This window comes from Bradyrhizobium genosp. P (genome assembly GCF_049949265.1).
Lineage (GTDB): Bacteria > Pseudomonadota > Alphaproteobacteria > Rhizobiales > Xanthobacteraceae > Bradyrhizobium.
The window spans coordinates 805416-829192 of record NZ_CP188195.1; the positions used below are offsets into that span (position 1 = coordinate 805416).

Below are 23777 nucleotides of genomic sequence, written 5' to 3' on the forward strand. Positions count from 1 at the left end.
AAGCAACGTGCGATCCGGTCTTTTCAGCCGCCGCACTCTCGTTCAAGCGGGACTCGCGGCAGTGCCCATGCTGGCAACGCGTGCGTGGGCCAAAGGCGCTGTTGATTTGATGCTGCCCGGCGGCCCGTCGGACAGGCCGACGACGACCGCTTTTCCCGGCAAGGGGCCGATGATCCTTCAACGTACCAGGCCGCCACTGCTTGAGACGCCGATGGAGGTTTTTAACAAAGGGGTGTTCACTCCAAATGACCGATTTTTCGTCCGATGGCATTGGGCGGTCATTCCTGAGTCGGTGGACGTTAGATCCTTCCGTTTGACGATTCATGGCGCCGTAAACCGCACGCTTTCGGTGAGCCTGGACGACCTGCTGAAAATGCCCCGAACGCAACTGGCCGCAGTCAACCAGTGCTCTGGGAATTCTCGCGGCCTATTCGTGCCGCGCGTCCCGGGCGCGCAATGGCGGCATGGTGCAATGGGTAACGCTCTTTGGACCGGCGTTAGTCTCCGCCACGTGCTGGATCTGGCCGGCGTCAAGCCCAATGCAGTAGCTGTGCGCTTCGGTGCGCTGGACGAGCCAGTGGTACCCGATGCGCCGGATTTCTCAAAATCGCTATCGATAGATCATGCGCGAGATGCCGAAGTCATGATCGCCTTTGCAATGAACAATGAGCAACTCCCTCTCCTGAATGGGTTTCCTCTCAGGTTGATCGTACCGGGCTGGTACTCGACCTATTGGGTGAAGGCGCTGAACGAGATCGAGGTGCTCGACAAACCTGATGACGGTTATTGGATGACGAAAGCATACAAAGTGCCCGACACACCGTTTGCAAATGTTGCCGTGGACGCGAAGGATGTCCCGACCGTCCCTATCAGCAGGATGGTGCCCCGATCGTTCATCACGAACGTTGCCGACGGTGCGAAAATTCCATTCTCGCCGAATTTAAATATCAGCGGAATCGCGTTCGGCGGCGACTGTGGGGTGGCCTCAGTCGACATCTCAACTGACAACGGACGGAATTGGAATCGAACCAATCTGGGTGCGGATCAGGGCAAATTTGGATTCAGGCGATTCGAAACCTCGTTGCCTATCCGTGACAGGGGCAAGCTCGCTCTTCTTGTCAGATGCTCGAACACCGCCGGCATCGTACAGCCGATGGAGCCAAACTGGAATCCCGGTGGCTTCATGCGCGGATGTGTTGAGCCAACTCATGTGGTGATGACATGATGGGTATTCGTTCATGGAAAGCGGCTTTCACGCTCTTCCTCGCCGCAGGCACCGGCCTTCTTGTGCTGGGATATCTCAGTCACATGAACGCCCGCCGGCAGTCGCTGGAAGCGTCGATTTCCTCGGCGGCAAGCATCCCGGAGCGGTCGCCAATTTCCGCAATAACCACGACGCATGTGTCGGAGGGAGGTGCCACCCTGACGTCTCAGTCGATCGATCTGCCCGATGATGCTTCACAGTTTCCGGATGGTCCCAACGCGGCAGCTATCAATGACAACTGCTTGGCGTGCCATTCATCGAGCATGGTCCTCAATCAACCTCGACTATCGAGACCACAGTGGAAGTCGATCGTCGATAAAATGAGGCATGTCTACAAGGCGCCAGTATCCGATGGCGACGCCGCAAAGATCGTCGACTACCTCGAACATCTCAGTGCCGACGAAAAGCATTAAGAGCCGGGAAAGGTAACGGTGTTCGATCCAATCGCCACGACCTCGATACGGCGATCGAGTAGAGCGCAACTGCTCGGTATCCAGGCGCGTGGACGAGCGACGCGATGGCGGCGTTCGAAGAGATCAATCTCACATCGAGATTGGAATTGTGTATCTTGGCAATCCAGATGACTGACAGAAACCAAGGAGCCGTCTCATGTCACTGCCGGCAAAGCGGATCGCTGTCACCGGTGCTGCCGGTCAGATTTGTTACTCGCTGCTGTTCACCTTGGTCAAATTCCACTTCATGACTGGCTCCAGTGCTGCGATCGTCCCCGGAGGAAGGGTCCGATCACAGCCTGTAGCCTTGCCGGGATCGTAGATAGCCTGGAGGGCCTGGAGCCAGGACGTGGGCCCTGACCGATCGGCGTGACGTCGTCCCAGGTGAAGTCCGTGTAGGTTTCAAGCAGCGCGGTGATGTCTTCCTCCGCGGTGCCCCAGAGGATGTCGGCGTTCGCCCGGGCCTTCCTGGACCAGATCGGTTCCGGGCCCTCCGACGACCTCGACCTTGATGCCTGTTTCTCTGGTGAAGACATCGGCGACCTTCTTGAAAGCCGTGTCCGGCCCACCGGCGCCGTAGAGCCTGACGACGCCATCGCGGGCGTTATGCGTGATCGACGGGTCGGGGACTTCGTGGGCGGCAGCGGGCGATGTCAGAATTAAAGGCAACGCCAGGGCGAGGACCGTTCGCATCGTTGAGTTCTTCATTGGAGTCTTGAGATGCGCGACGTGCTTCGGTCTATGGGATTGCAGGGCATTCCGGCTTCAAACCGAGTTCAGACAACATCGGTTTCGAATTCCACCGGCCAACTGGAATTCTTCAGACACGGCGCGGTAAACAAAACCATCGTTCTGGCGCCGTTCAGGGTGCGCGTCCCCACGACGAACCAGAACATTGTCAGGCAGATCGTCATCAGGCCGGCGGTCACTGAGAAAAGTGCGTTTCCCGTGGCGCGGTGCAACGCGAGGGTCGCGAGAGTGTAGACCGCGAGCGGGAACGTGAAGCCCCACCAGCCGAGGTTGAACGGCAGCCCGTCGCGGAGATAACGCAGCGTCTTCAGCATGGCGAGAACGAGCCACCACGCGCCATAGCCCCAGAGCACGATACCGCCGATGACACCGAGACCAAAAGCTGTGTCACCGACATTGGCATGACCGTTCGCCGCAAAGATCGCGGGCGCGTCGCCGGAGCAACAGGAGCCCCAGTGCGCCAGTTCCGATCGGACCCAGTGCGAGCCAGGCCGAGACGCCCATGTCGCGTTCCGGCAGCTTGTGCACGGCCAGCCTCAGGACGAGCAGCACCAGGATGCTCATCGCGAGCGGAACCGAGCAGGCCCCACAGCACATAGCCGAGCACAAGGACGAGCAAGGCATCGGACATCGGCAAATGCGGCGCGAGCAGCCCGGCGCTGCGGCTCCGACCTCGCAGGCTACGATGGGCAGGAGCCACACCGCGGTCAGTTTCTCGACGCTGTGCTCCTGGCGGGTGAACATCAGGTAGGGAATAGCGATTCCGCAGGTGACCGACATGGCTGCGTCGAGCCACCATAGCGCGTGAGCGATGAAACTGCTCTCAAAGTTTTTTCGGTCGTGCCATTCGACGCCCCAGGCGCCCAACGCAACCATCGTCAGACTCCCTCCGGAATAGTTTGATACAACGGATATTGCGGTGTTGCGCATGACTATTTGTCGAAACGATCCCAACCAAGAGTCAATCAGGAAGGTAGCTGAAGAAAAGGAGAGAGCGAATAAATTGCTGTTTAGATAATTCGCTTCGAATTAAAGCGGGACTCCGGCGAAAGATGCCCTAGGGCTTAGGGCTAGCGCTGCCGACCCCTCCCCAAGAGCGACGGAGAACGATCGTCCGTCAACATCTGTCAGCCTCAGGAACCGGGCGCTGCCCGGACCACTGGCTGCCGCGTGAGGCGGCGTCAACGTCACCGTAGCCGCCGCACCCATCGGCGCCCGGATGCCGAACGGGCCGGGTGCGAACTTGTTGTATGCGTAGTCGTTTGCGAAGGCAGTTTTCGGCAAAGCGGAGAGTGCGGCGGCGTCCCAGTGCGCGATCGTCTGTTTGTCTGCGGCGAGGAGGTCGGCCGCAACGACATGCACCGGCGCCTCCGGCGTGCCGGCGTCGAGATAAACGTGGAAACGGACGCCACCGTCCGGCAAGGGCGTCGCGTCGCTCAACGCGAGATGATGCTTCGTCGGGCTGATTGGCCCGCCATGGAACGGGGTCACGACCGAGCCGCGATAGTAGCTGTAGGTCCCGATGTCGAACACCAGTACGAAGCCGAGCACTGCGAATGCGAGGTCGCGGAAGCCGATGTCCCCGAGTGGAAGCGGCAGGCTTCCAGCCATCCAGCGAAACCAGGGTTTGGTCGCCAGCGCGGGCCTGCGCCGGGCCAGGACGTTGTCGATCGACCATGCGCCGCTGCCGCCGAGGAGCAGCGTTGCGCCCATGGCGAGATTACAGGCCGCCGTTGTCCATTCGTCAATGCAGGTCGCCCCCTGCCAGCCGAACATCGCCATCAGCAGCACAGAGAAACCCATCGAAACCAAAGCGGAGACGCGGGTCAGTGCCCCGGCCATCAGCATCGCCCCGACAACCAGCTCGGCGGCGCTGAACAGGATCACTCCGACGTAGAGCAACCAGAAGTGATGCAGCATGAAGCTGATAAGGTGATTAGTGCCAAACAGCGCCCCCGGCATCGCGGTCTGAAACTTGTTCGCCATCCAGGTCGGCGCGTCCGGGTTGAGCTTGGACGGCGCATAAATGAAACGCCGCGAGCCGCCGCCCCAATAGATGAAGCCCTGAATGATTCGGGTCGACAGCATGGCGAGCGCCGCGATTCGCCACGTGCGCTGACCTTCGTTCAATACGGGGGAATTGTCAGCCAATCGCGTGAGGCTGGTCGCAGATTTAACGGATATAGTAGACATGAGCGCATCTCCTGAAGATAACGGCTTGGTCAGTTGGCGGATGCAGTGCCCCAGTAGGGCTTGAATCCGTAGCGCTCAAAGATCGAAAGCGCCGCGGGCGAACGGATGAACGAGAGCCAGAGCCGAGCGGCATCCGCATGCGGGGCTCCGTTCACCTCGGCGCCGGCGTAGGTCGCGGTCGCGTTCAGTCCGGCTGGAATGTTGATGTGGCCGATCGGATTGCCGATCCCTTCCTGGAAGATTGCTTCGGACTGCCACGTAACACCGACCTGTGCGCGGCCCTGCATGAGAAAGAGAGGCGTCTGCCGATGATGGATTTGGGTCAAAACCGCATTGCCATCGGCGACCTTCGTCCCATACACGGCCGTGACCAAATCGTCGCCGCCGGCTTTCTTCAGCGAAGCCTCGATCTGACGGGCGATGCCTTCGAACGCGGGGTTCGGCATGACAAGATGCAGGCCGGGCCGTGCAAGGTCGGCGAGCCCGGTGACACGGCCCGGGTTGCCCGCCGGCACCATGATTGTCAGAGAATTGGTCGCGTAAGGCACGGCCGGACCGGTCAGTATACCTTGATCGATCAGGCCCTGAACCTTCTTGAGGCCGGCGAAATAGGCGTCCGGTCTCGCGGTCCACGTCATGTTGCCCGATGTCACGGTGCCGCCGGCCTGGATCTGCTTGACGAGCAAGCCAGGCGGAAGGGTCTCCCAGTAGATCCCGCCTTTGAACTCGGGATGCTGCTGCTCGAAGGCCATGACGAGCGGTGCCATGGCGAAGAAGTAGTTGCCGCCGACGTAGAGTACGAGCTTCGGGTCCGAAAGGTTGCCGTGGAAATCAGCGAGGTCGTCCACCTGTGGAACCGAAAACGAGAGCCCGCGGTCGGTTGCGTCGTTGTTCAGTCCGTGCTGCCAGGGTGGAAAGATGGCGCCGGGCGGGGCCGGCTCCGCTGATTGCGCGGCCAGCGGCATCACGAGGACTGCGGCGAGCAGGGCCGCCCCAAAAACTGTCATGCGCATGCGAGCCTCCTCACGCCGCATAGTGAAAGCCGGCCTGCTGCAGCTCTGGAATCGTCGCGACGATCCCGGGCGTGAGCACGACGCCGTCGATAAGATGGTTGGTGAACTCGGCGGCCATTGTTTCGTGCGACACGTGGTCGGGGTTGGTGCCGCGCGTGACGAGCTTCGCCGTCAGCTCCCAGATCGCGTTGTGGCAGGCGAGGAAGACGACGCCGCGTTCTTGCAGTGCCGGAATCGTGTCGCCGATCGGCCCGAACACGCTGTTCGGATCTTCTGCCTCTGAGAAAGCGGTGCGCGCGGACCTTGAAAGGATCAGCGTGTTCGTCTGGAACTTGGCGCCGGCGAGCGTCGCGAGCTCGTACTTGTCCCACATCGTCTGGTCGAACAGCGCTAGATGAGCGGTGCCGTGCGTGGCAGAGACCGCGAGAAAGTTCTTATGTCCGAAGGAGAAGACCTGGGCATTGATCGAGTTGCGCATCAGGTTGAGCCATGGGCTCGCGATGCCCGTGTTGTCCCAGACCTGCTTGCGAGTGCCGCGATAGGCGGTAACCTCTTTGAGCGCCTCGTCATCCCAGAAATCGGGATGCGAGAGGATCATCGGCACGGCCTTGAAGCCGCGCCGGCGGGGCGCGCGGCGCAGACGATCTTTCAGATCGGCGAACTCACTGGCACCTGGCGGGATGATGCGTTCGGTCGTCGTGGCACGGGCGGGCCGAGCAGCGAGGGCGGCGGCGCCGACCGCCAACGATCCAAAACCGAGAAGAGCGGTACGGCGTGAGTTGTCGAAAGTCATTTACTTCTCCTCGCGTGGCGGGTTAGCGCGCTCCAACGCGCTCGACTTGCTAATTCGAGATAGAGATGTCGCGGCGTCAATCCAATGAAATCATTCAATGGATACGATCGTCTTGGACGATGAAACCGGGGCGGTTCGCGCTGCCGCCAGAGGGGCTATCGCTGTCTCGATTGCTCTGCTTGTCTCATCGACGGCATTGAGACAACTCCGGACATGCACAATGAGGGGTAGGCCACTTCCAAGGAAAACTGACTATCAAATGTTTTAGTGTCGGCACGGCGCTGAGCCGGCTATATATTTTTATATGACACTTGAACAGCTTCGCGCCTTCGTTGCTGTCGCCGAACGCCAACATGTCACGCGGGCGGCGGCGGCGCTCAATTTGACTCAGTCGGCCGTCAGTTCAGCGATCGCGGGGCCGGAAGCACGGCATCTGGCGAGGTTGTTTAACAGGGTTGGTCGCGGGATCGTGCTCACGCGGGCTGGTTCCCTGTTTCTCGTCGAGGCACGTGACGTTCTATCCATAAGAAGATCGTTCGCGCCGCATCGGACGAGAGCTAGAGGCGTATCTGGCGAATTGCCCGCTGCGCTGCCGTCAGATCGCGCCGATTCAGGTTTTCTCGATCTCGGCAAGCACCGCCGTTTGCCTAGGAGCCACCCCATCTTCTCGGAAGCGGTATCCAATGTTCGTATGTGTAGCGACCTGTCCAATGATGGACGAGAGCATCGCAAAGTGTGCACCTGAACCGGCTGGCAGTGCTCGTCTTGACTAACTGGATCGCCTCGTACGTCGCAGGGCAATTCGGGCAAGCAAAAACGACGCGAACCGGCTTTGCATCAGCTGCCATTGGTCATTTCTGCGCACATACCGCAACTACACTCTTCCGAAATGCAGAGGACGCCGCGCCACGCGAAGGCTTTCCGCCATGTTGGGTCCGGATAAGTGTTGCAATTGTCCGATGAGGCGACGATAGGTTCGCGGAAGCGTGGCGTGCAATCGAAGTCGCTGGTTAAGCTTGATGCGTCCGTCAGCGGTTAATTCGGGAACTCGATCTGTACGAGGCTTGAGCCACACGGCTGGCAAACGGCTCCCGGCATAGCTATTAGCAAACTCGCAATCATTCCCGTGCACGATAAAGCGAATCGCTTTGCTCAGTCGACGGACCCGAAATGATAGTCCTTTCCGACAGGCGCAAGTCCACGCGACGCAAAGTGCTCGATATGGCGCTGATCAGGTTCGGCGACATTTCTATGTCCTGTGTGCTGCGAGACGTCTCCGACACCGGAGCGGCCGTGCAGGTTGCTGCCCAATCAGAAGTGCCGAACGAATTCAGGTTGATAGTGCCTCGCAGTACGACGTTTCTCTGTCGCGTGATATGGCGCCAGGGTGCTTGGATTGGCGTGTCATTCGTTCAGCCGCAAGATCGAGTTTGACCTAAGATGACCAGAGAACAGGCGCGACGGCTGGAAAAAGGCGCTCACGTTCGTTGGATCGGCGACGACGAAGCAAGGGGGCTTGTGACCGAAATCAACCGCTTCGGAGTGGAGATTAGATGGTCGGATGGTCGTACCACGCGACCGTTTTTCACCGACATGAAGCGGATCGAGTTAATCGATCAGGACAACAAAGCGCTCGTTTGATAGGGAGCGGCGTAGCCAATCGAAGAATGGACGCCACCGCCAGAACACAACGCAGCAGCGACGCCCATCTCAGGAGTAGAAAGAAGCGCCCGTACATTAGAAGAGTATGGTGAACGGAACGTTTATTGGAAAAGTTCGCGCAGGTGCTTGCTTGATCCGCGCCCGAGATTTTGCAGGCTTAGAAGATTTGCGTTCGAAGTCTGACGTACTTCCCCGACCGTCTTGAAGGCCGCCTCTTTGAGCGTGTTGCGAACACGCGGCGATAACGGCACAAGTTCGAGCGGGGTTTTGTCTGACAGGGGTAAGGGCGGACCATCCAAGCTGCGGCGTAGACGGCGGTCGATACGAGGTTTGGCTGAGGCTCGATAACGCCGCGCTCAATGGCTTCGATGCGAGCGCTAATTGCCAAATATAGCCGCGCAGCCTTGATGGCCTGGGCTCTTGTGCCATCATTAGGGAGAGTGGCGAGCAGTCGCTCGAAGCGTCCGCGGCGCCGCGTCTCGACAATCTGCAGCCGCGCTAGCTTTGTGCGGTCGGCTGCCGACGCGCTGTCGAACTTGGCGGACATGCTCCTTCCTCGCTTCCCGGTTGTGAACCTATTTGAATTCGTGAGGGTGTCCAGCGGAATGGAATATTAGGGTTTATTTCACTGGTCGCGGCGAGACTGACGTTCGATGCTGCTTTCGTTGCCGTGAGTTCGGAAGCTTTCAGAGCAGCTGCTCTGATCACAACCGGTCGCGGCGGCTCTTGGCTATCGGACCTTGAAGGCTGTCAGTGCGCTGCATCCAGTGGATGCGGCTCCATGGATTATGGTTTCGCGGAAACGTTAATCCGCAGCAGGCATTCCCGTTCGATCTGGCCGCGCTATAACCGCGTCATTTCGGTTTGCCATTTTATGGTCGTGCTGTGAGTTGCCAGACGGCGTGGATCGGGAGCACCGCAAGTGAGCTTCCAATTGACGGTTCTCAAAGTGTTAGCGGGCCAGCCTGACGGGCGAGCCTCGCTCGCCGACGTCAGGCACGCTGTCGCTATCCTTATGACGAGCGGGAAGGATTGGTCAGAGCGTATGAAACGCTTGGCTGAACGCGCGCCGGGCTTGAACATTTTTGCCGCGCAGTTCGTCGTTCGCGATCCCGGCGGCTGGGAAATCACGGCGGCGGGCAGGGCATTCCTGGCTGGGATCGAAACGGGGGTCACGGTTCGGAAAGAAGCTCCCCATCATCCCAACGTCGATGAGCCGAAACCGGAGACGACCGAAGCCGTCGCCGAGACTGCTCCGTTCGAGCCGCTGCCCGCCCCGGAGAGGCCGCGCGAACGCGCGCGACGGCGCCGACGCGGTCTGAAGGGATGGCTGGGCCGGCGCCGGGCGTGACCGCGCACAGGCCGAAGCGCTGGAAATCGAGGGCCTCGCCAAGCGGCGGTTCGCCGACGAATACGACGCGGCGCAGGAGCGGGCGAGGTCGCCAATAGCGGGGACACGCTTCGCAATGGCGGCGTTCCCAACTGGAACACCGGCCATGCGACCACGGCAGACGTCGACCTCTCCCGCAAGAAAATGCACGATACTCGCAGGATCAGGCACGCGGAAGACCGCGATCCGGGCATCGTTAGTCGAACGTTAGCCACTCAATGCTGCACGGTGCTCTGCAGCGATTGCACTGTGCAGGTTGTCCGAAGGTGCTGGTCAATTGCCAATCTTGAGCTTCGTTGCTCCACTGAATAGTTGCGCGACAGACGATATCGTCCGAGCCGCACGTAGCACAGACGGGCGTTGAACGCGCGGTCTGTTCCCCCTGCCGGCTCGGAACTTCTGCAAGCAAATCGAACGGATTGATCAGCATCGTTCGCCGCATGCTGTTTCCCACCCCTTTGATTTTGGGGCGAGTTTACATCAACCGCGATCTTCCGAAAGTCTCACCATTCGTTGTGCAGTGCGCTGCTCCACGGTTGCCGCTTCCCCGTCGTCCGTTAAGAAACCGAATTAAGCGGAGAGCGGTCGCTGGCGGCAGCGATGAGGGTGGTCAGGATCAGGCACCAAAGAGCCCTTAGCCAGGCGATGATGCGGCGGAAGTTGTGGCCGACGGCTGAGAGGATGACGTTAGCCGCATCGCCGGCGCGGCCTTTGAGGTAGCAGCGGCCGAGGTGACCATCGGTCTTCAGGTGTCCGATGATGGGTTCGATGGCGGAGCGGCGGCGCAGCTCGCGCTTGATGACACCGAAGACGCCGCGCTTCTGGCCAGAGATGAAGATTCGGCGGGGATTTTGTGCGTTGTGACCGCGGTATCCCTTGTCGACATAGGCCCGCTCGATCGCGCAGCCGGTGAGTGTCTCGGTGCGGTCAATGACGTCCTGCAAGGTATGACCGTCGTACGGGTTATCGGGTAGCGCCGTGGCGTGCAGCACGAACAGGCCCCCAGGAGCCAGGCGGTTGTTGGTGACGATGGAGGCTTTGACGCCGAACTCGTAAGGCGCGGCTGCTTTGCCCTTGCCGATGCACTCCACCTCCGGGGCGTGGAAGGAATAGAGCTTCCAGCCGCGCTGGCGTTGCTGCTGCGAGCGGATCTGCGAAGCCCGGCTGAGCGGGAGGGCGAACGCGTTCTCGATCACAGCCTGACCTTCGATCTTGCGGCGGAGATCGCGGATGATCCGGCCCAGCCGGCTACGCAGGATGCGCAACTGCCGCTGATGCCGTTTGAATTGCTTGGCATGGGCGTAGCGCCCCGCCATCATTGCCGCGGTCTTGGCAATGCGAAGGTAGGACTGCCGCAGCTTGACCCCGTGCTTCCTCGCCAGGCGGTTGAGCCCCTTGATCGCCGCGTGCAGCAGCTTGGCATCGGTCGGGAAGGTGATCGCCTTCGGCTGCACGGTGGTATGTGCGCCATGACGGCGCGAAGAAGGAGGTTGAATATGTAGACCATCTTTCGAGCAGCCTTGCTGCGCAAGAGATGAGGGCAGGTCCCTCGGACTCGGATTGCAGGATCAGAGTCCAAACCGCCACAAGCTGCTTTAGCTCAATGGCTGAGGTGGTGAGCGTTGCTGGAAAAGGCGGGCGATCAGCCCGTCAGGTGAGCCACGGGAAGACGAACGCAAGTAAACCGCCGATGATGCATCGAAAGTACAGTTCAGGTGTTGTCGAAACCAGGGGCGATACCACCTCCTGGGATCAAGCGCGGCGAGAGCCTGTCTATTGGCCGAGCGGCAACCGGTGTAGAGGCGGCGTGATCCCGATGGCAGGCTCTTGCGCGGAACATGGGAACCTGCGTCGCGATGCCAAGGGAGACCCCAAAGGCGGCGGACCCGCCGAGGGCAGAGTACCAATGCGCGACGCAGGGGCGGACGGGTTCGTAATAGTGATGAGGCCCGGTAATACGGGCGGAGCGAAGGGACCCGATCTTCCAGCCAAAGTCACAGGCCAACCGGAAACGGGAGGAGCCGATGACTGAGGCAAAGTCGTATCAGATCCCCAAGCATCTCGTTTGGGAAGCTTGGAAACAGGTGAAAGCGAACCGCGGGTCAGCGGGTGTGGACGGGGTCTCCATCGAGGAATTCGAAAAGGACTTGAAGAGAAACCTCTACAAGATCTGGAATCGAATGTCGTCGGGGACATACTTTCCGCCTCCCGTCCGTCTCGTGGAAATTCCCAAGGCTAATGGAGGGAAGCGACCGTTAGGAATACCCTCTATAGCTGACCGCGTGGCTCAGACGGTTGCAAAGATGGTTATGGAGCCGACGATGGAACGAATATTCCATCCCGACTCCTATGGCTATCGGCCCGGCCGTTCGGCGCTTGACGCAGTCGGGACAGCGCGAAAGCGTTGCTGGAAATTCGACTGGGTTATCGACCTTGATATCAAGTCGTTCTTCGACTCGATTCCTTGGCACCTGATCGAAAAGGCCGTCGCCCACCACACGGAACTGAGTTGGATTCGTCTCTACGTAAAGCGGTGGCTGCAAGCTCCCGTGGAGAAAGAAGACGGAATCCTTGTGGAGAGAACACGCGGAACCCCTCAGGGTTCAGTGGTTTCACCGCTGCTCGCAAATTTGGTTCTGCACTATGCATTCGATCACTGGATGCAGCGGACCTTCCCTTGTTTGTGTTTCGAAAGATACGCTGACGATGCGATAGTCCATTGCAGAACTGAAAGCGAGGCTCGAACCGTGATGGAGGCGATCCGAAAACGTCTTACGGAATGCGGTCTGGAGCTCCACCCGGAGAAAACCCGGATCGTCTACTGCAAGGATAATAAACGGAGAAAGGAATGCGAACACATCTCGTTCGACTTCCTTGGCTACACCTTCCAGCCGCGCAGCGCTCGCGATCGAAAGGGCGAGAAGTTCCTCAACTTCCTCCCGGCAATCAGCAACAAGGCTGCCAAAGGAATCCGACAAACCATTCGCTCATGGCGACTGGGTTCGACGCGAAACCACTGGAGTCTTGAAGAACTCGCCAAGCTGATTGATCCTGTCGTGCAAGGATGGCTGAACTATTATGGACGGTTTTACCGGACAGAATGTGTCAACGTCCTTCGTCACGTTAACGACGCGCTCGCCCGTTGGACGAGGCGGAAATACAAGCGGTTGAAAGGCCGGAAAGTCGCCTCAGTATATTGGTTGGGACGGCTCGCACAGCGCGATCCGAACCTGCTCTATTTGTGGCGAGTCGGCATTCGACCTGCGGCTGGAAGATAGAAGCCGGATGAATCGAGAGGTTCACGTCCGGTTTCGTGAGAGCCTCGGGGTGCAATTCCCCGGGGCTACTCGACCGACCGTGACCCGCTTGAGGTCCTGGCTGCGTAACGCGCCGGCCTCGTGCGCCACCCGCAAGCTCTCGGCCAGCAACAGCTCCAGCTTGTCGCCGAGCCGTTTGCGCCAGTGGCTCAGGTCCGAGCGCTCGTGCGGGAAGGCGTGCTGAAAGAACTCTTCGCCGGTGAAGAACTGGAAGTACGGGTCGTGGACCCAGCGCTCGCACACCCCCTCATCGGACAGGCCATAAATGTGCTTGAGCAACAGCAGCCCGATCATGAATCGGGTCGCGATGCCTGGCCGACCGTTCTCGCTATAGAGCGGCGCGATCTCACCGTCGATCCAGTCCCAATCGACTTTGCCGGCGAGCTGAACCAGCTCGTGCTTCATATTGATGATCTGGTCCAGCCTGGCCCGGAACAGATCGCCCGATCCCGTCGTCCTGTGCTTCTTCGGTCGCATTGCCACCTCCGATGCGACGACGGAATCATGACTGGCGATTCGACGGAATCCTGAAAATGAAATTGCAGGGTTCCGATGCTCGAAGCATCAAAACCCTGCAATCGCAAAACAGTCCACAACGACAAATGCGATTCTAGCTCAATCGCTTAGCCGCTCTTCACGGACGACCAAGTAAAGATGGTTGCAGGTCCGCGATTTAAAGTAAGCGTGTAGCCGAAGCCGTTCAGGCTCTGAAGTTCCACGGCATGAGGGCATCGATCTGAGTGATCGGCCACCGGTTCGCGATGCGCTCGAGCGTTTGCGTGAGCCAGGCGAGTGGATCGACGTCGTTCATTTTGGCGGTCTGCAGAAGCGTAGCGATGGTCGCCCAGGAGCGGCCGCCACCATGGCTACCCGCGAAGAGCGCATTTTTTCTTGTGATTGCCTGGGGTCTGATGGTCCGCTCGACGATATTGGAGTCGATCTCGATACGACCGTCGCTCAGAAAGCGCTCGAGTGCGGCGCGTCTGGATGTGGCATAGCGGATCGCCTCGGCGAGCTTGGATTTGCCGGACAGACGCGGCAGCTCCTTCTCCCACAGATCGAACAGCGCCGCAACGATGGGGGCGGACCTTTGCTGGCGCGCATTCAGCCGCGTCTCAGGATCCTGGCCGCGGATATCGGTCTCGATCTCCCACAGCTCGACCATGGTGGTGACGGTCTGTGTCGCCAGGCGCGAGCTCTCGTTGACGTGAAGCTCGTAGAACCGTCTCCTGACGTGGGCAAAGCACGCTGCAAGCCGCACTCCCTCGTTGGCGCCCGCCGACCTGGCGAGCCGATTATAGGCGGCATAGCCATCGACCTGGAGGATGCCAGCAAAGCCTGCCAGATGGCGCTCGACGCATTCGCCGCCACGGCTGTCCTCGAAGCGATAAGCGACCATCGGTGGACCGATGCCGCCAAACGGCCGGTCGTCACGGGCATAAGCCCACAGCCAGGCCTTTTGCGTCTTGCCGGATCCGGGAGCGAGCGTTGGCAGGGTCGTCTCATCGGCGAAGATCCGTTCGCCTTGCTTGACCTTTTCCAGCACATAGTCGGCCAGCGGCTGCAATTCGAAGCCGACCTTGCCCATCCACTGCGCCATCAACGAGCGGTCCAGCTCGACCCGATCGCGGGCGTAGATCGCTTCCTGCCGGTAAAGCGGCAGCCCGTCCGCATATTTGGAGACGGCAATCTGGGCCAGAAGCGCTTCAGTCGGAAGGCCGCTCTCGATCAAATGGGCAGGCGCTGGCGCCTGTACCACGCCGTCGCGGTTGCGATAGGCGTATTTCGGGCGGCGCGTGACGATCACGCGGAACTTCGCCGGCGTCACATCCAGCCGCTTCGACACGTCCTCGCCGATCAGCACCTTCTCCAGCCCCTCGCACCCGGCAGGAACCTCCGGCTCGATGACGATCTCCACCCGCTCCAGATGCGCCCCGAACTCCTTGCGCGGCCGCGGCACGCGTTTCGGCATGTCCTTGCCGCCAGCCTTGGCCAGTTCGGCTTCAACCGCCGACACGCCGGTCTCAATCTCCTCGAACACGAAGGCGATCTGCTCCGTGCTCAGCTTGTCGCTGCGCAAGCGTTCCGAGCGCGTGCCGTAAAGCGTGCGCTCCAGCATTTTGACGATCGCCGTCAGCTCCACGATCCGCGCATCGGCGGCCTTGTTGATCGCCGTAAGATCGGTGTTTGCAGCGGCAATGCGGCTGTTCTCGGCCTCGATCGCCGCCCGCTCTTCCGCCAAGGCGACGATCAGCGCGTGGGCTTCGGCAAGCGTCGTCGGGAGCTCTGTAACGGGCGTCGTCATCGTCGCCATCACAGCAGAGTCGCCGCCACTCTTCCAAACTTTTCAGCACCCTGATTCAATTCGCCGCAGCTTGTCAGCCTACCGTTTCTGGGCGCTTCACAACCACCGGACGCACCTTCGTCCAGTCCAGCCCGTCAATCAGCGCGAGCAACTGCGCATGGTTCAGCTGCACCCGGGTCGGCGCAATCCTCGGCCAGCAGAACTTTGACTCCTCGAGAGTCTTGGCAAACAGGCATACCCCGCTGCCGTCCCACCAAACCGCCTTGATCCGATCCGCCCTTTTCGAACGGAACACGTACAGTGCTCCGCTGAAGGGGTCGGCCCCACCATCTCGAACCAGCGCCATCAAACCCGTGGCACCCTTGCGGAAGTCGACCGGCGTGCTGGCCACGTAAACCTGAACACCCGCCGGGATCATGCCTGCCGAACCGCCCGGATCACAGCAGCAAGCCGCCCCGCCTCCACATCTCCACCAACGCGCACCACGACATCGCCGATGACGATTTCCACCATCTCCCCCGCCATGGTCTCAAAGCGCGCGAACTTAACCGCTCGGTCTCGCGCCCCAGAGAGCGGCGCCACCATTCCCGAGGCCAGCGCCTTGCGTCGCCACGCAAACAACTGCGATGGATCGATCCCATGACAGCGCGCTATCGCCGACACGTTCGCCCCCGGCGCAAACGTTTCCCCGACGATGCGATCCTTCTCCTCCCGCGACCAGGTGCGGTAGCTCCGCCCGGGACTCACCGAAAGCCGCTCGGCCGCCGCTGTGATAACTTCGAAATTCTTGGTATCAGACATATGTTCGCTCTCATGAACTCCTGGGACAAATCACCAGGAGATTCTCTGACAATCGAACATCATCCGCTACGTGGGATGACCTACACGCTTACGATTTAAACTTACCTCCGGTCAGACCGCGGACGCCGGAGTGCAGCTTACGAACGTAAGCAATCGTCGTCAGCACCACGCTCGTCTATCCTGCAGCGAGCGATTCGCCTGCATCAGCGATTGTTCGAAAGAAGAACTAGGCTTGCTTGCTGGCGACTGATCGATAGCGTACCGCTTCGAACGTGTCGCTTCCGCTTTCGTACGAGAAGGCTCGGCCACAGCTGCAACTTCAGTCTATGCGGCCATCGACACAGCCCTTGATTGGCCCACTGGGTGAGCCGAACATGTGATCTCCTCAACCTTCCCGCTCCCGAGCCACCGGACCAACGAAGGATCTCGCTCTACCGCAACGCTATGAACAACCAACTCTGAAATTCTTTGCTGCTGGCTCCTCAGATGGTCCCTTAACAGCCGATCGCGGGTAATGTACCCGGCATTTACGCCTGGGAGTGAGTGGTTCATCAAAAGATGGATGTCGAGTTCCGAAACACCCGCTGCTTGCGCGAGCGTGCGATAGCTCTGCCGCAGATCGTTACCCCATTTGGATAGCACATTTCGCTCTTCCTTATGCTCGACGAGATGTCCTGGTTTGCTGTCGGCTGGAAACAACCACGACTTCGCTTGCTCGGAATACATGATCCGGCCCCATCGGATCGCGCGGATGATGCATCGGATCATCGGCCGGGATAGTGGAATGTCAAATGCCTTTTCCTCTCCACCTTTGGGCTTCGGGATGCGGATCATCCTCTGTCGCAAATCGATGTGTTCCAACCGGATTTTCTTCAGGGCGGTTGGTCGTGATCCACTCGAGAGCGTCAGAAGATGAAATTCCCGCCTTACCGGGTTATCCATTGCATAAAGCTCCTCGAGCCAACCGCTGATATCTTTGGAGCCCATCCCGGTGTTGCGTCGATGCTCCTTATTCCAGTCGATCGCGGAAACCGGATTCACGGCCGGCAGATCGGTATTGCTTTTCCGCACGTGGTTGTACACTGCCCGTAAACTGCGCATTGACCCATTCGCAATATAAGAACCATTCTCCTTCGTTATTTTGTCGTGACGTTCAACAACGAGGTGCGGTTGTCGCCCAAGCCGAGCGAGCGGATTGTCGAGCCAATCCTTGAACAGCCGCTCCATATGATCTCGATAGCTTTCAATAGTCCCTGAGCTTCGACCCTTACGTTTCATGTGCGCATCACGATAGCGCTCCCACGCTTGCCGAAGCGTTATTGAGCCTGGCTTGATCTTCGGAGCCTCACCAGGGCGTTCGCCTTTCGCTATCGATCCAAGCGCCTCCTTGGCTTTGCCACGCGCTTGGCGCGTGGTCATGTCACCAAAGTCGCCGAGTTTTACCTGCGCTGTGAATTCACGAACGCCATCACGCCAGAACTCGCCTTGGGCCATGAACGTTTTCCGGCGCTTGCCGATGAGCACAAAAAAGCCGGGCAGTTCGCTATCGCGTACCTTGTATTGCGTCTGCCCTGCACAAAGAAGTGCAATGCTCTTGTCGGTGAGAACCTGGCGCTGATCAGCCATAAATGCCTCCACTCTTTAGTCTGGGTTTAGTCTGGGGAAGTCTCTGATGAGAATTTTCCAGGTGGAACCACGCTGCGGTGCGCTACAGCACGAAATCCGTTGATTTATCAATAGCTTGCAGAGAAGGCGAGAGTATTGCAACGTGTGTGCGAGAGCGGTCGAGAAGCCCCAAATTCAGACTACGAATCTGAGGGTCGGACGTTCGAATCGTTCCGGGCGCGCAATTTCACGATTTCGCAGAATCATCCCCGCCATAGCCGCGCGCTCACCGAGCGTGCCGTCGCCGGAATCCGTCACGCCCACCCGGGAAACTTTGACTTGAATTCCATCTAGGAAATCGGCATTGAATTGAATTCAATTCAGAGCTTGGATCAGAGATAATCACGACGATCGGCACGTCAGAAAGATTGATCCGGGCGGCTGAACAGGAGCTGATCCAAAGCCATGGGCAGCTCGAGATGCAGGTGGTCGCGAAGCGGGCGCAGGTTTCGGTCGGGCTCGCCTATCACCACTTCGGATCGAAGGCCGGCCTGATCGCCGCCGTCGTCGAAGCTTTCTACCGTCGCCTCGACGCAGAGGTGTTCGAGGGGGGCAAGTGGCCCACGCTCGGCTGGGCGGACAGGGAAAAGCAGCGCGTGGCCAGCTATGTCGCCTTTCACTATGATCATCCGTTCGCGCCGCTCGTCATCGGAGCGATGAGCCGCGCACCTGAAGTGCTGGATGTCGAGACTGCCTTCACCAACCGGCAGCTTGCGGCCGGCGCGCTGATGCTTCAGGCGGCCCAACGTGACGGCATCGTTCCCCCGCACGTCGATCCGCATCTCACCATTGCGCTGATGATCGGCGGAATCCGCCAGGCCCTGATCGGTGCCTTGATGAGCAAGCCGCGACCCGATCCAGGCAAGCTCACAGACGAAATCTGGGCATTCATGGCCGCAGCGCTGCGGTTGCCGCAGGGCTCCGGCGTCGAACAAGCGGCCGCGACAAGGCCGCCAGCCAAACATCGAAGGTGACGCGCCAATGTCCGATCCTCGCGATTTTCACGCGCCGCAACCGTTCTACACCAGGGACGATCTGCTCAGATCGGGTGAGGGCGGCTATTTCGGCCCCGGCAACGCGCAGTTGCCGGCGCCGCCGATGCTGATGATGGACCGCATCACCGAGATCAGCGTGGATGGCGGCGAGTTCGGCAAGGGCCATGTCATCGGCGAGCTGGATATCACGCCGGACCTCTGGTTTTTCGGCTGTCACTTTGCCGGCGACCCGGTGATGCCGGGATGTCTCGGTCTGGACGCCATGTGGCAGATCATTGGCTATTGGCTCGGCTGGTCGGGCTCACCGGGCAAGGGCCGCGCGGTCGGCGTTGGCGAGGTCAAGTTTCGAGGCGACATCAAGCCGGACATCAAGCGCGTGCGCTACGAAGTCAGCATGCGCCAGGTCCGGCGCGGCAAACTGGCGGTTGGAATCGCCAATGGCCGTGTCTTCGCCGATGACGTCTGTGTCTACATCGCCAAGGACATGAGGGTCGGGCTGATCGCGGCCGCGAGCTGAGATGCTGCGGTGTCTGACACCGCATCATGCGGCTGATTTGCACTACGTCGACTCTAGTCCGCTCCAGCCCTATCGCCACATCTTCCAGAACCTGTTGACGCCCTCCGGAGACAAACCGGTCAATGCGATGCGTTGATCGCCTCCATCGCGGTTCTGGAAGATCAAACAATGCCGGACAAGGTCGTACTCGCCTCCATCGTCTGCGGCGCCGTGATCCTGGGCTTGCTCGGGGCATCCGTGCGTGCGCAGACCCCGTCAAGCTGCAAGGAGCCGCAGGAGGGGACCACGGCGGCTCCGCTGTTCTCACCGCCGCTCGCCAATGTGGTGACCGGCGGTGGGCGGCTGCAATTCTATTCGGCGCCGAACCTGCACTGCCCGATCAGCGGTGTCTTCGTCATTCCGAAGGATGAGCTCGTCGCCTACGCGCAAACCAATGATGGCTGGTCGTCCGTCATGTACGCAAATCCCAGGACCGGCAACGACGTCTCGGCCTGGGTGCGCTCGGCAAGGCTGAAGGAAACCGGGACCGCGGGGCCGAGGCAGCAGGTTGTGCGGACCCACCACACTCACCACTCACCGGCGAAACGTGCGCCAGATCACTACGTGCTTCACGAGCCGCTGTTATAGAACCTAGCTTCTCTCACCTGGAGGTCACGTCATGAGTCCTATGCGGCGTTCTCTCGGACTATTCCGCCTCCGCAGCCTTGGCGTTGTCCCTGGCATTGTCCTTAGCGTCGTCGCTGGCTTTCTTCGCGGCCGCAAGTCGTGCCTGTTCGGCTGAGGCTGCGTCGACGGCGATCAGCTTTTCCCGCTGCGCCCTTGCGAGGTCGCTGAAGAAGCCGGAAGGATATTTCTTCAGGAAGGAATCCCACGCGGCCAAGGCGTTGATCTGCGAAGTCAGTTCGTAGTCCTGCCTGGCAGCGATATTGGGGTCGGCAACCGGGGGTTCCGGCGGCTTCGGTACGAGGGAAACATCGTTGCCGCCAAGCGAGCCATAAATGAAGGGCTCTTGCCGGTTTCTCGTTACCTTCAAAACATCGTCGCGCACGTAGCCGAACGCCCTGCGCAGATCGAGGCCCGGGGTCGGCAGATATTTGACCAGCGCTGCGGTGAACGGACTGTTGTTCGCATCGCCATCGGCGGCAGTCGAACCGGCCTTGGCTGCGAAAGCGATCAGCGTGTTCGGGCTGACGGGTTCGACCTTCGCGAGCCCGCGTTCGACTGCGCGTGAAGCAACCGTGTGCTTCATCGTGGTGGAAAATGGATTGTCGCGGCAGGCGTCCAGGATCACCAGCCGCAATTGTCGCGCGGGCTCGATGATGGTCAGCAGACGGTCGAGCGGAATGGCTTCGTCGTCGGCATCGATATCGCGATCCAGCACGGCATCGATCGGAATGAGATAGTTGGCGCCCTGGATCTCGATCCCGTGACCGGCGAAATAGACGATCGCGATGTCGGCATCGCGTGCCTCGTCCGAGAAGTTGCGCAGAACGCGGCGCATCTCCTGGCCTTTGAGGTCAAGCTTGAACTCGACGAGGTCGAAGCCCGCACGCTTGAACATGGCCGACATCGCGGTGGCATCATTTACCGGATTGGAGAGCCGCGGCACCCGCTCATAGAAGGAGTTGCCGATCGCCAGGGCAATCCGTCGTTCGGCGAATGCTGGTTCGCAGCACAGCCAGATCGAGCAGAGCGCGAGAGCGATGGCCGAGACGACACGCATTGTGCCTTCCAAAAGCGGTACCAAACTACATAGCATATTCTCCGCCACGCGTCGGTCTGTGATATCCCTCACGGTCACTGCGAATCGCGAGTGCCGGCGATCGGCCTATCGGCCCTGATGGAAGCGTTCACTGGCTGGCTCCGAGTGCCTCGGTGTCGACGCTGTCTCGACGCTCCGTCGCGCACACGAGTGACGTTGTCACATTTCTGCCTAGGGGTGCGTGGAAAATGGCAGGACCAACACCGCGTGCTGACCCGATGCGCAAATCCGATGTGACGTGCCCCAAATGCCAGGCCGGCTATCGCCGGATCGAGTTGACGTCGAAGATGGGCGTCGAGGGAGAGTTTCGATGTCGGGTCTGTGACCAGCTCCTGGAGCTTATGGATGGTTCAACCGACGTCGCCTTGCGGCTGACGGTGCAGCCGAGCATGACCTCTCACGCTTATTAGAGCCCGGCTTGCGGCCGACGGCCAAATCTCCGAGCGTGCGAAATGATCGCCAGACGACGAGCGGCGTGGTCTGAGGCTCGGCTGCGCATGCCGTAGCCGGTTTGACCCCGTCATTCCCTGATGTATTGTCCTGGAGGGGCCAAACCATGAAATTTGCAGCCGTGAATTTTGGGTGGTCTATGCAGTGGTCGACAAAAGCGATTGAGGCGGACCGGCCCTTCGGAAGTTGGGCCGAGGACTTGGCCGACGCTTTCGTTCAGCTCGAACCGAGAAAGATCGCCGAGCAACCTTTCCAGGGGACGATTTCGCGAACAGACGTCGCCTCAATCCAGATTTCCCGTGTCGAAGCGACCAAGCACGTGGTGCTTCGTTTGCGCTCGCACATCGCGCGCAGCATTGGCGATGTGTACTTTGTCAATCTCCAGCTCGATGGCGTTGGTCGTTACACCCAGCGCGGCCACCAGCAGATCTGTGGCCCCGGAGATCTCGCGATCGTCGATACGACCGAGCCATTCGAAATCGCGAATGGCCGGAATTTCAGCCTGTTTTGCTTTGCGGTGCCGCGACAGCTCTTGCCAAGCGCGCTCGCAGAGCGGCCACGGCTGAGGCTCTCCGGGACCGAGGCCGGCCGCGCGCTATCCCGGACACTCGCGGGACATGCGGAACTGTGTCTTCGTTCGGAGCCGGGCTCGGGGATCTCCGCCTTCGGTGCTCAACATGTCGTTGACCTGATATCTCACGCGTCAGGAATTTTGGAAGAAATGCCGCCGGAACGGGCTGGTCAGTCCGTCGTGCTGTCGATGATGCTTGACTATATCGATCGCCACGTGGCTGACCCCGAACTGGGCGCGGCCACACTCGCACTGAAATTCAATTGCTCGCAACGATATGTGCACAAGCTGTTTTCTGCCACGGGCCGCTCGGCCGGTGAACACATCAACAGCCAGCGGATTCTTGTTTGTACCCGGAGCTTGCTGGATCACGCCCATCGACGCACGACCATTGCTGAAATCGCATTCAATGCCGGTTTTCGCGATATTTCGCATTTCAACAAGCTGTTCAAGCGTAGCAGCGGCTTGGCGCCCCGGGAATTTCGACGCGCCATGGGAAAGCCAGCCGACGGTACACAATAGACCAAGAAATCGGTTCACTACCGTCCAAGACTTTCCCGAACTGGCAAGCTAGTCCTCTGTTGAATGCGGCGACATGCCGCTGACGACGAGGACGCTTCACCGGTGATTGATTTCACGCTCACAGCGCAGCAGCGCGATCTTCAGCTGACATCCCGCAAGTTTGCGAGAGAGGTGCTCAGCGAGGCCAAAACGGCCGAGTTGCTGCCGACGCCGGAAGCGCGCTTTCTCGCGACCAGGCCGACCTACGAGGCGATGGTGGCGGCCGGCTATCTGCGCAAGTGTATCCCGGCGCCTGCCGGTGGCGACAATGCAGGCATGATCGACATGGCGCTTCTCGCTGAAGAATTCTACAGCGTGAATCCCAGCGTGACGCTCACGATGCTCGGGACGGTGCTCGGCCTGTTGCCGATTCTGCTCGGTGGCACGCCGGACCAGTGCCAGCGGCTGCTCGCGCCGTTTCTGAAAACAAGCGGTGCGCCGTTGGCGGGCTTCTGCTCCAGTGAGCCCGGGGGCAGCGCCAACGCAGCCTCGCCGCCGCCCGGCGAGGGCGTCCGCACCACGGCCACGCGAGAGGGCGACAATTGGGTGATCAACGGCCGCAAGAAATGGGTGTCATCGGCCACGGGTTGGAACCGCGAAGGCGCCGATGTCCTCTGCGTCGTGTGCCGGACCGATCCAGCGGCGGCGCCTGAGGCCGCGATGTCGGTCATTGCGATCGAACGACCGGTCGCGGGCCTCGTCTTCGAACGTGCGATCGACACGATCGGTCATCGGGCGCATCTCGTACCGCAATTCGCGTTGCGGAATGTCGCAGCGCCCCGCAACAATCTGCTGGGACAGGAAGGTGGGGGCCTCGCGTTGACGGCTGCGGCATTCACGGGCACCGCGGCACTCGTCGGCATCTTCGGTGTCGCGCTGATGCGCGCCGCGTTCGAATTTGCGCTTCATTTCGCACGGACGGAAAAGCGGGGCGGCGTTCACGCGATCATCGAGCACCAGGCGGTCGGATACGCCTTGGCCGATGCCAAGACCACGATCGAAGCGGCGCGCTATCTCAGCTGGCGTGCCTGCCATGCGCTCGACACCCAGTCGCCGGCGGCCGAGGAGCTTGCGGTCCAGGCCAAGATTTTAGGCTCGGAGGCCGCGGTGCGCGTCATCACCGATCTCATGCGCGTGGTCGGTGTCGAGAGCTACGATCAGGAAACTCCGTTCGGCGGCCTGCTCGGGGATGCGCTTGCGCTGCCGATCTTCGACGGCGGCAATCTGGGCATCAGGCGTCGGCAGCTGCACATGATGTTCAAGCGAAGCGACTATGATCCACTTGCTGCAAGCGGAGCCGCGTAGTGCGTCCGGCC

At 60.2% G+C, this 23777-nt stretch carries 22 protein-coding genes, 1 tRNA gene and 4 pseudogenes; 14 read left to right on the forward strand and 13 right to left on the reverse strand.

The genetic code is table 11. The features are described from left to right. The first annotated feature begins 67 nt into the window (after positions 1-67). From ACP2YO_RS03960 to ACP2YO_RS03970, 3 genes are all read left to right on the forward strand, one after another. Complete coding sequence (locus ACP2YO_RS03960; RefSeq protein WP_426439260.1) at positions 68-1225, forward strand: molybdopterin-dependent oxidoreductase; 1158 nt, start codon at positions 68-70, stop codon at positions 1223-1225. Further along, complete coding sequence (locus ACP2YO_RS03965) at positions 1222-1677, forward strand: hypothetical protein (RefSeq protein ID WP_426439262.1); 456 nt, start codon at positions 1222-1224, stop codon at positions 1675-1677. Before ACP2YO_RS03960 ends, ACP2YO_RS03965 begins: the two co-directional genes overlap by 4 nt. A 196-nt stretch (positions 1678-1873) precedes the next feature. Beyond that, complete coding sequence (locus tag ACP2YO_RS03970; protein WP_426439264.1) at positions 1874-2038, forward strand: hypothetical protein; 165 nt, start codon at positions 1874-1876, stop codon at positions 2036-2038. Between the two features lie 80 nt (positions 2039-2118). On the opposite strand, the gene ACP2YO_RS03975 is transcribed toward ACP2YO_RS03970, so the two are convergent. The 5 genes and pseudogenes from ACP2YO_RS03975 to ACP2YO_RS03995 all read right to left on the reverse strand — a co-directional run bounded on the left by ACP2YO_RS03975 (position 2119) and on the right by ACP2YO_RS03995 (position 6417). Continuing rightward, complete coding sequence (locus tag ACP2YO_RS03975) at positions 2119-2424, reverse strand: hypothetical protein (RefSeq protein ID WP_426439266.1); 306 nt, start codon at positions 2422-2424, stop codon at positions 2119-2121. A 68-nt stretch (positions 2425-2492) separates the two neighbouring features. After that, positions 2493-3396, reverse strand: a pseudogene (locus ACP2YO_RS03980) (hypothetical protein). 99 nt (positions 3397-3495) lie between these two features. Then, positions 3496-4554 (reverse strand): TQO small subunit DoxD, encoded by a 1059-nt coding sequence (locus ACP2YO_RS03985; RefSeq protein ID WP_426439268.1) that lies wholly within the window; start codon positions 4552-4554, stop codon positions 3496-3498. 134 nt (positions 4555-4688) lie between these two features. Beyond that, positions 4689-5672: a substrate-binding domain-containing protein gene (locus ACP2YO_RS03990; RefSeq protein WP_426439270.1), complete on the reverse strand. Its 984-nt coding sequence runs from the start codon at positions 5670-5672 to the stop codon at positions 4689-4691. A 10-nt stretch (positions 5673-5682) separates the two neighbouring features. Continuing rightward, positions 5683-6417 (reverse strand): transcriptional initiation protein Tat, encoded by a 735-nt coding sequence (locus tag ACP2YO_RS03995; RefSeq protein WP_426439272.1) that lies wholly within the window; start codon positions 6415-6417, stop codon positions 5683-5685. A 352-nt stretch (positions 6418-6769) separates the two neighbouring features. Here ACP2YO_RS03995 and ACP2YO_RS04000 point away from each other — a divergent pair. The 3 genes and pseudogenes from ACP2YO_RS04000 to ACP2YO_RS04010 form a co-directional block, all read left to right on the forward strand. Beyond that, a pseudogene (locus tag ACP2YO_RS04000) lies at positions 6770-6988 on the forward strand (LysR family transcriptional regulator); the annotation flags it as partial. Positions 6989-7686: 698 nt separating this feature from the next. Further along, positions 7687-7899 (forward strand): PilZ domain-containing protein, encoded by a 213-nt coding sequence (locus ACP2YO_RS04005; protein ID WP_426443051.1) that lies wholly within the window; start codon positions 7687-7689, stop codon positions 7897-7899. 6 nt (positions 7900-7905) lie between these two features. Further along, complete coding sequence (locus ACP2YO_RS04010) at positions 7906-8106, forward strand: hypothetical protein (protein ID WP_426439274.1); 201 nt, start codon at positions 7906-7908, stop codon at positions 8104-8106. 122 nt (positions 8107-8228) lie between these two features. Here the strand turns inward: ACP2YO_RS04010 and ACP2YO_RS04015 are convergent, their stop codons facing one another. Continuing rightward, a complete protein-coding gene (locus tag ACP2YO_RS04015) occupies positions 8229-8378 on the reverse strand; it encodes a DNA-directed RNA polymerase subunit alpha C-terminal domain-containing protein (protein ID WP_426443052.1) in 150 nt (49 codons plus the stop codon). A gap of 794 nt (positions 8379-9172) precedes the next feature. Between ACP2YO_RS04015 and ACP2YO_RS04020 the strand changes: the two genes are divergently transcribed. Further along, a complete protein-coding gene (locus ACP2YO_RS04020) occupies positions 9173-9478 on the forward strand; it encodes a hypothetical protein (RefSeq protein WP_426439276.1) in 306 nt (101 codons plus the stop codon). 596 nt (positions 9479-10074) lie between these two features. Here the strand turns inward: ACP2YO_RS04020 and ACP2YO_RS04025 are convergent. Next, positions 10075-10983, reverse strand: a pseudogene (locus ACP2YO_RS04025) (IS5 family transposase); the annotation flags it as partial. Between the two features lie 558 nt (positions 10984-11541). Between ACP2YO_RS04025 and ltrA the strand changes: the two are divergent. After that, the gene (ltrA, locus tag ACP2YO_RS04030; RefSeq protein ID WP_426436699.1) at positions 11542-12795 is read left to right on the forward strand and encodes a group II intron reverse transcriptase/maturase; all 1254 of its coding nucleotides are present in this window, start codon (positions 11542-11544) and stop codon (positions 12793-12795) included. Between the two features lie 75 nt (positions 12796-12870). Here the strand turns inward: ltrA and ACP2YO_RS04035 are convergent. From ACP2YO_RS04035 to ACP2YO_RS04055, 5 genes and pseudogenes are all read right to left on the reverse strand, one after another. Continuing rightward, a pseudogene (locus tag ACP2YO_RS04035) lies at positions 12871-13311 on the reverse strand (transposase); the annotation flags it as partial. A 223-nt stretch (positions 13312-13534) separates the two neighbouring features. Beyond that, positions 13535-15139, reverse strand: coding sequence for an IS66 family transposase (tnpC, locus tag ACP2YO_RS04040; protein WP_426443053.1), 1605 nt, complete (start codon positions 15137-15139; stop codon positions 13535-13537). Between the two features lie 73 nt (positions 15140-15212). Next, a complete protein-coding gene (gene tnpB / locus ACP2YO_RS04045) occupies positions 15213-15557 on the reverse strand; it encodes an IS66 family insertion sequence element accessory protein TnpB (RefSeq protein ID WP_426433797.1) in 345 nt (114 codons plus the stop codon). Next, the gene (locus tag ACP2YO_RS04050) at positions 15554-15940 is read right to left on the reverse strand and encodes a transposase (protein WP_426433795.1); all 387 of its coding nucleotides are present in this window, start codon (positions 15938-15940) and stop codon (positions 15554-15556) included. The genes tnpB and ACP2YO_RS04050 overlap by 4 nt, the downstream gene beginning before the upstream one ends. 324 nt (positions 15941-16264) lie before the next feature. Continuing rightward, entirely contained in the window at positions 16265-17566 is a 1302-nt protein-coding gene (locus ACP2YO_RS04055; protein ID WP_426439278.1) for an integrase arm-type DNA-binding domain-containing protein, read from the reverse strand. Between the two features lie 148 nt (positions 17567-17714). Here ACP2YO_RS04055 and ACP2YO_RS04060 point away from each other — a divergent pair. The 4 genes from ACP2YO_RS04060 (at position 17715) to ACP2YO_RS04075 (ending at position 19744) form a co-directional block, all read left to right on the forward strand. After that, positions 17715-17787, forward strand: a tRNA-Ser gene (locus ACP2YO_RS04060). A 237-nt stretch (positions 17788-18024) separates the two neighbouring features. Continuing rightward, positions 18025-18579 carry a TetR/AcrR family transcriptional regulator gene (locus ACP2YO_RS04065; RefSeq protein WP_426439280.1) on the forward strand — a complete coding sequence of 185 codons (555 nt, stop codon included), beginning with the start codon at positions 18025-18027 and terminating at the stop codon, positions 18577-18579. Positions 18580-18586: 7 nt separating this feature from the next. Then, positions 18587-19117 carry a bifunctional 3-hydroxydecanoyl-ACP dehydratase/trans-2-decenoyl-ACP isomerase gene (fabA, locus tag ACP2YO_RS04070; protein WP_426439282.1) on the forward strand — a complete coding sequence of 177 codons (531 nt, stop codon included), beginning with the start codon at positions 18587-18589 and terminating at the stop codon, positions 19115-19117. A 168-nt stretch (positions 19118-19285) separates the two neighbouring features. Next, positions 19286-19744, forward strand: a complete 459-nt coding sequence (locus tag ACP2YO_RS04075; RefSeq protein WP_426439284.1) for a hypothetical protein — start codon at positions 19286-19288, stop codon at positions 19742-19744. A gap of 58 nt (positions 19745-19802) precedes the next feature. Here the strand turns inward: ACP2YO_RS04075 and ACP2YO_RS04080 are convergent, their stop codons facing one another. Beyond that, positions 19803-20840, reverse strand: a complete 1038-nt coding sequence (locus tag ACP2YO_RS04080; protein WP_426439286.1) for a caspase family protein — start codon at positions 20838-20840, stop codon at positions 19803-19805. A gap of 595 nt (positions 20841-21435) precedes the next feature. Here ACP2YO_RS04080 and ACP2YO_RS04085 point away from each other — a divergent pair. Beyond that, on the forward strand, positions 21436-22422 hold the full coding sequence (locus tag ACP2YO_RS04085) for a helix-turn-helix domain-containing protein (RefSeq protein ID WP_426439288.1): 987 nt from the start codon (positions 21436-21438) through the stop codon (positions 22420-22422). Positions 22423-22524: 102 nt separating this feature from the next. Next, positions 22525-23766, forward strand: a complete 1242-nt coding sequence (locus ACP2YO_RS04090; RefSeq protein ID WP_426439290.1) for an acyl-CoA dehydrogenase family protein — start codon at positions 22525-22527, stop codon at positions 23764-23766. Positions 23767-23777 lie beyond the last annotated feature (11 nt).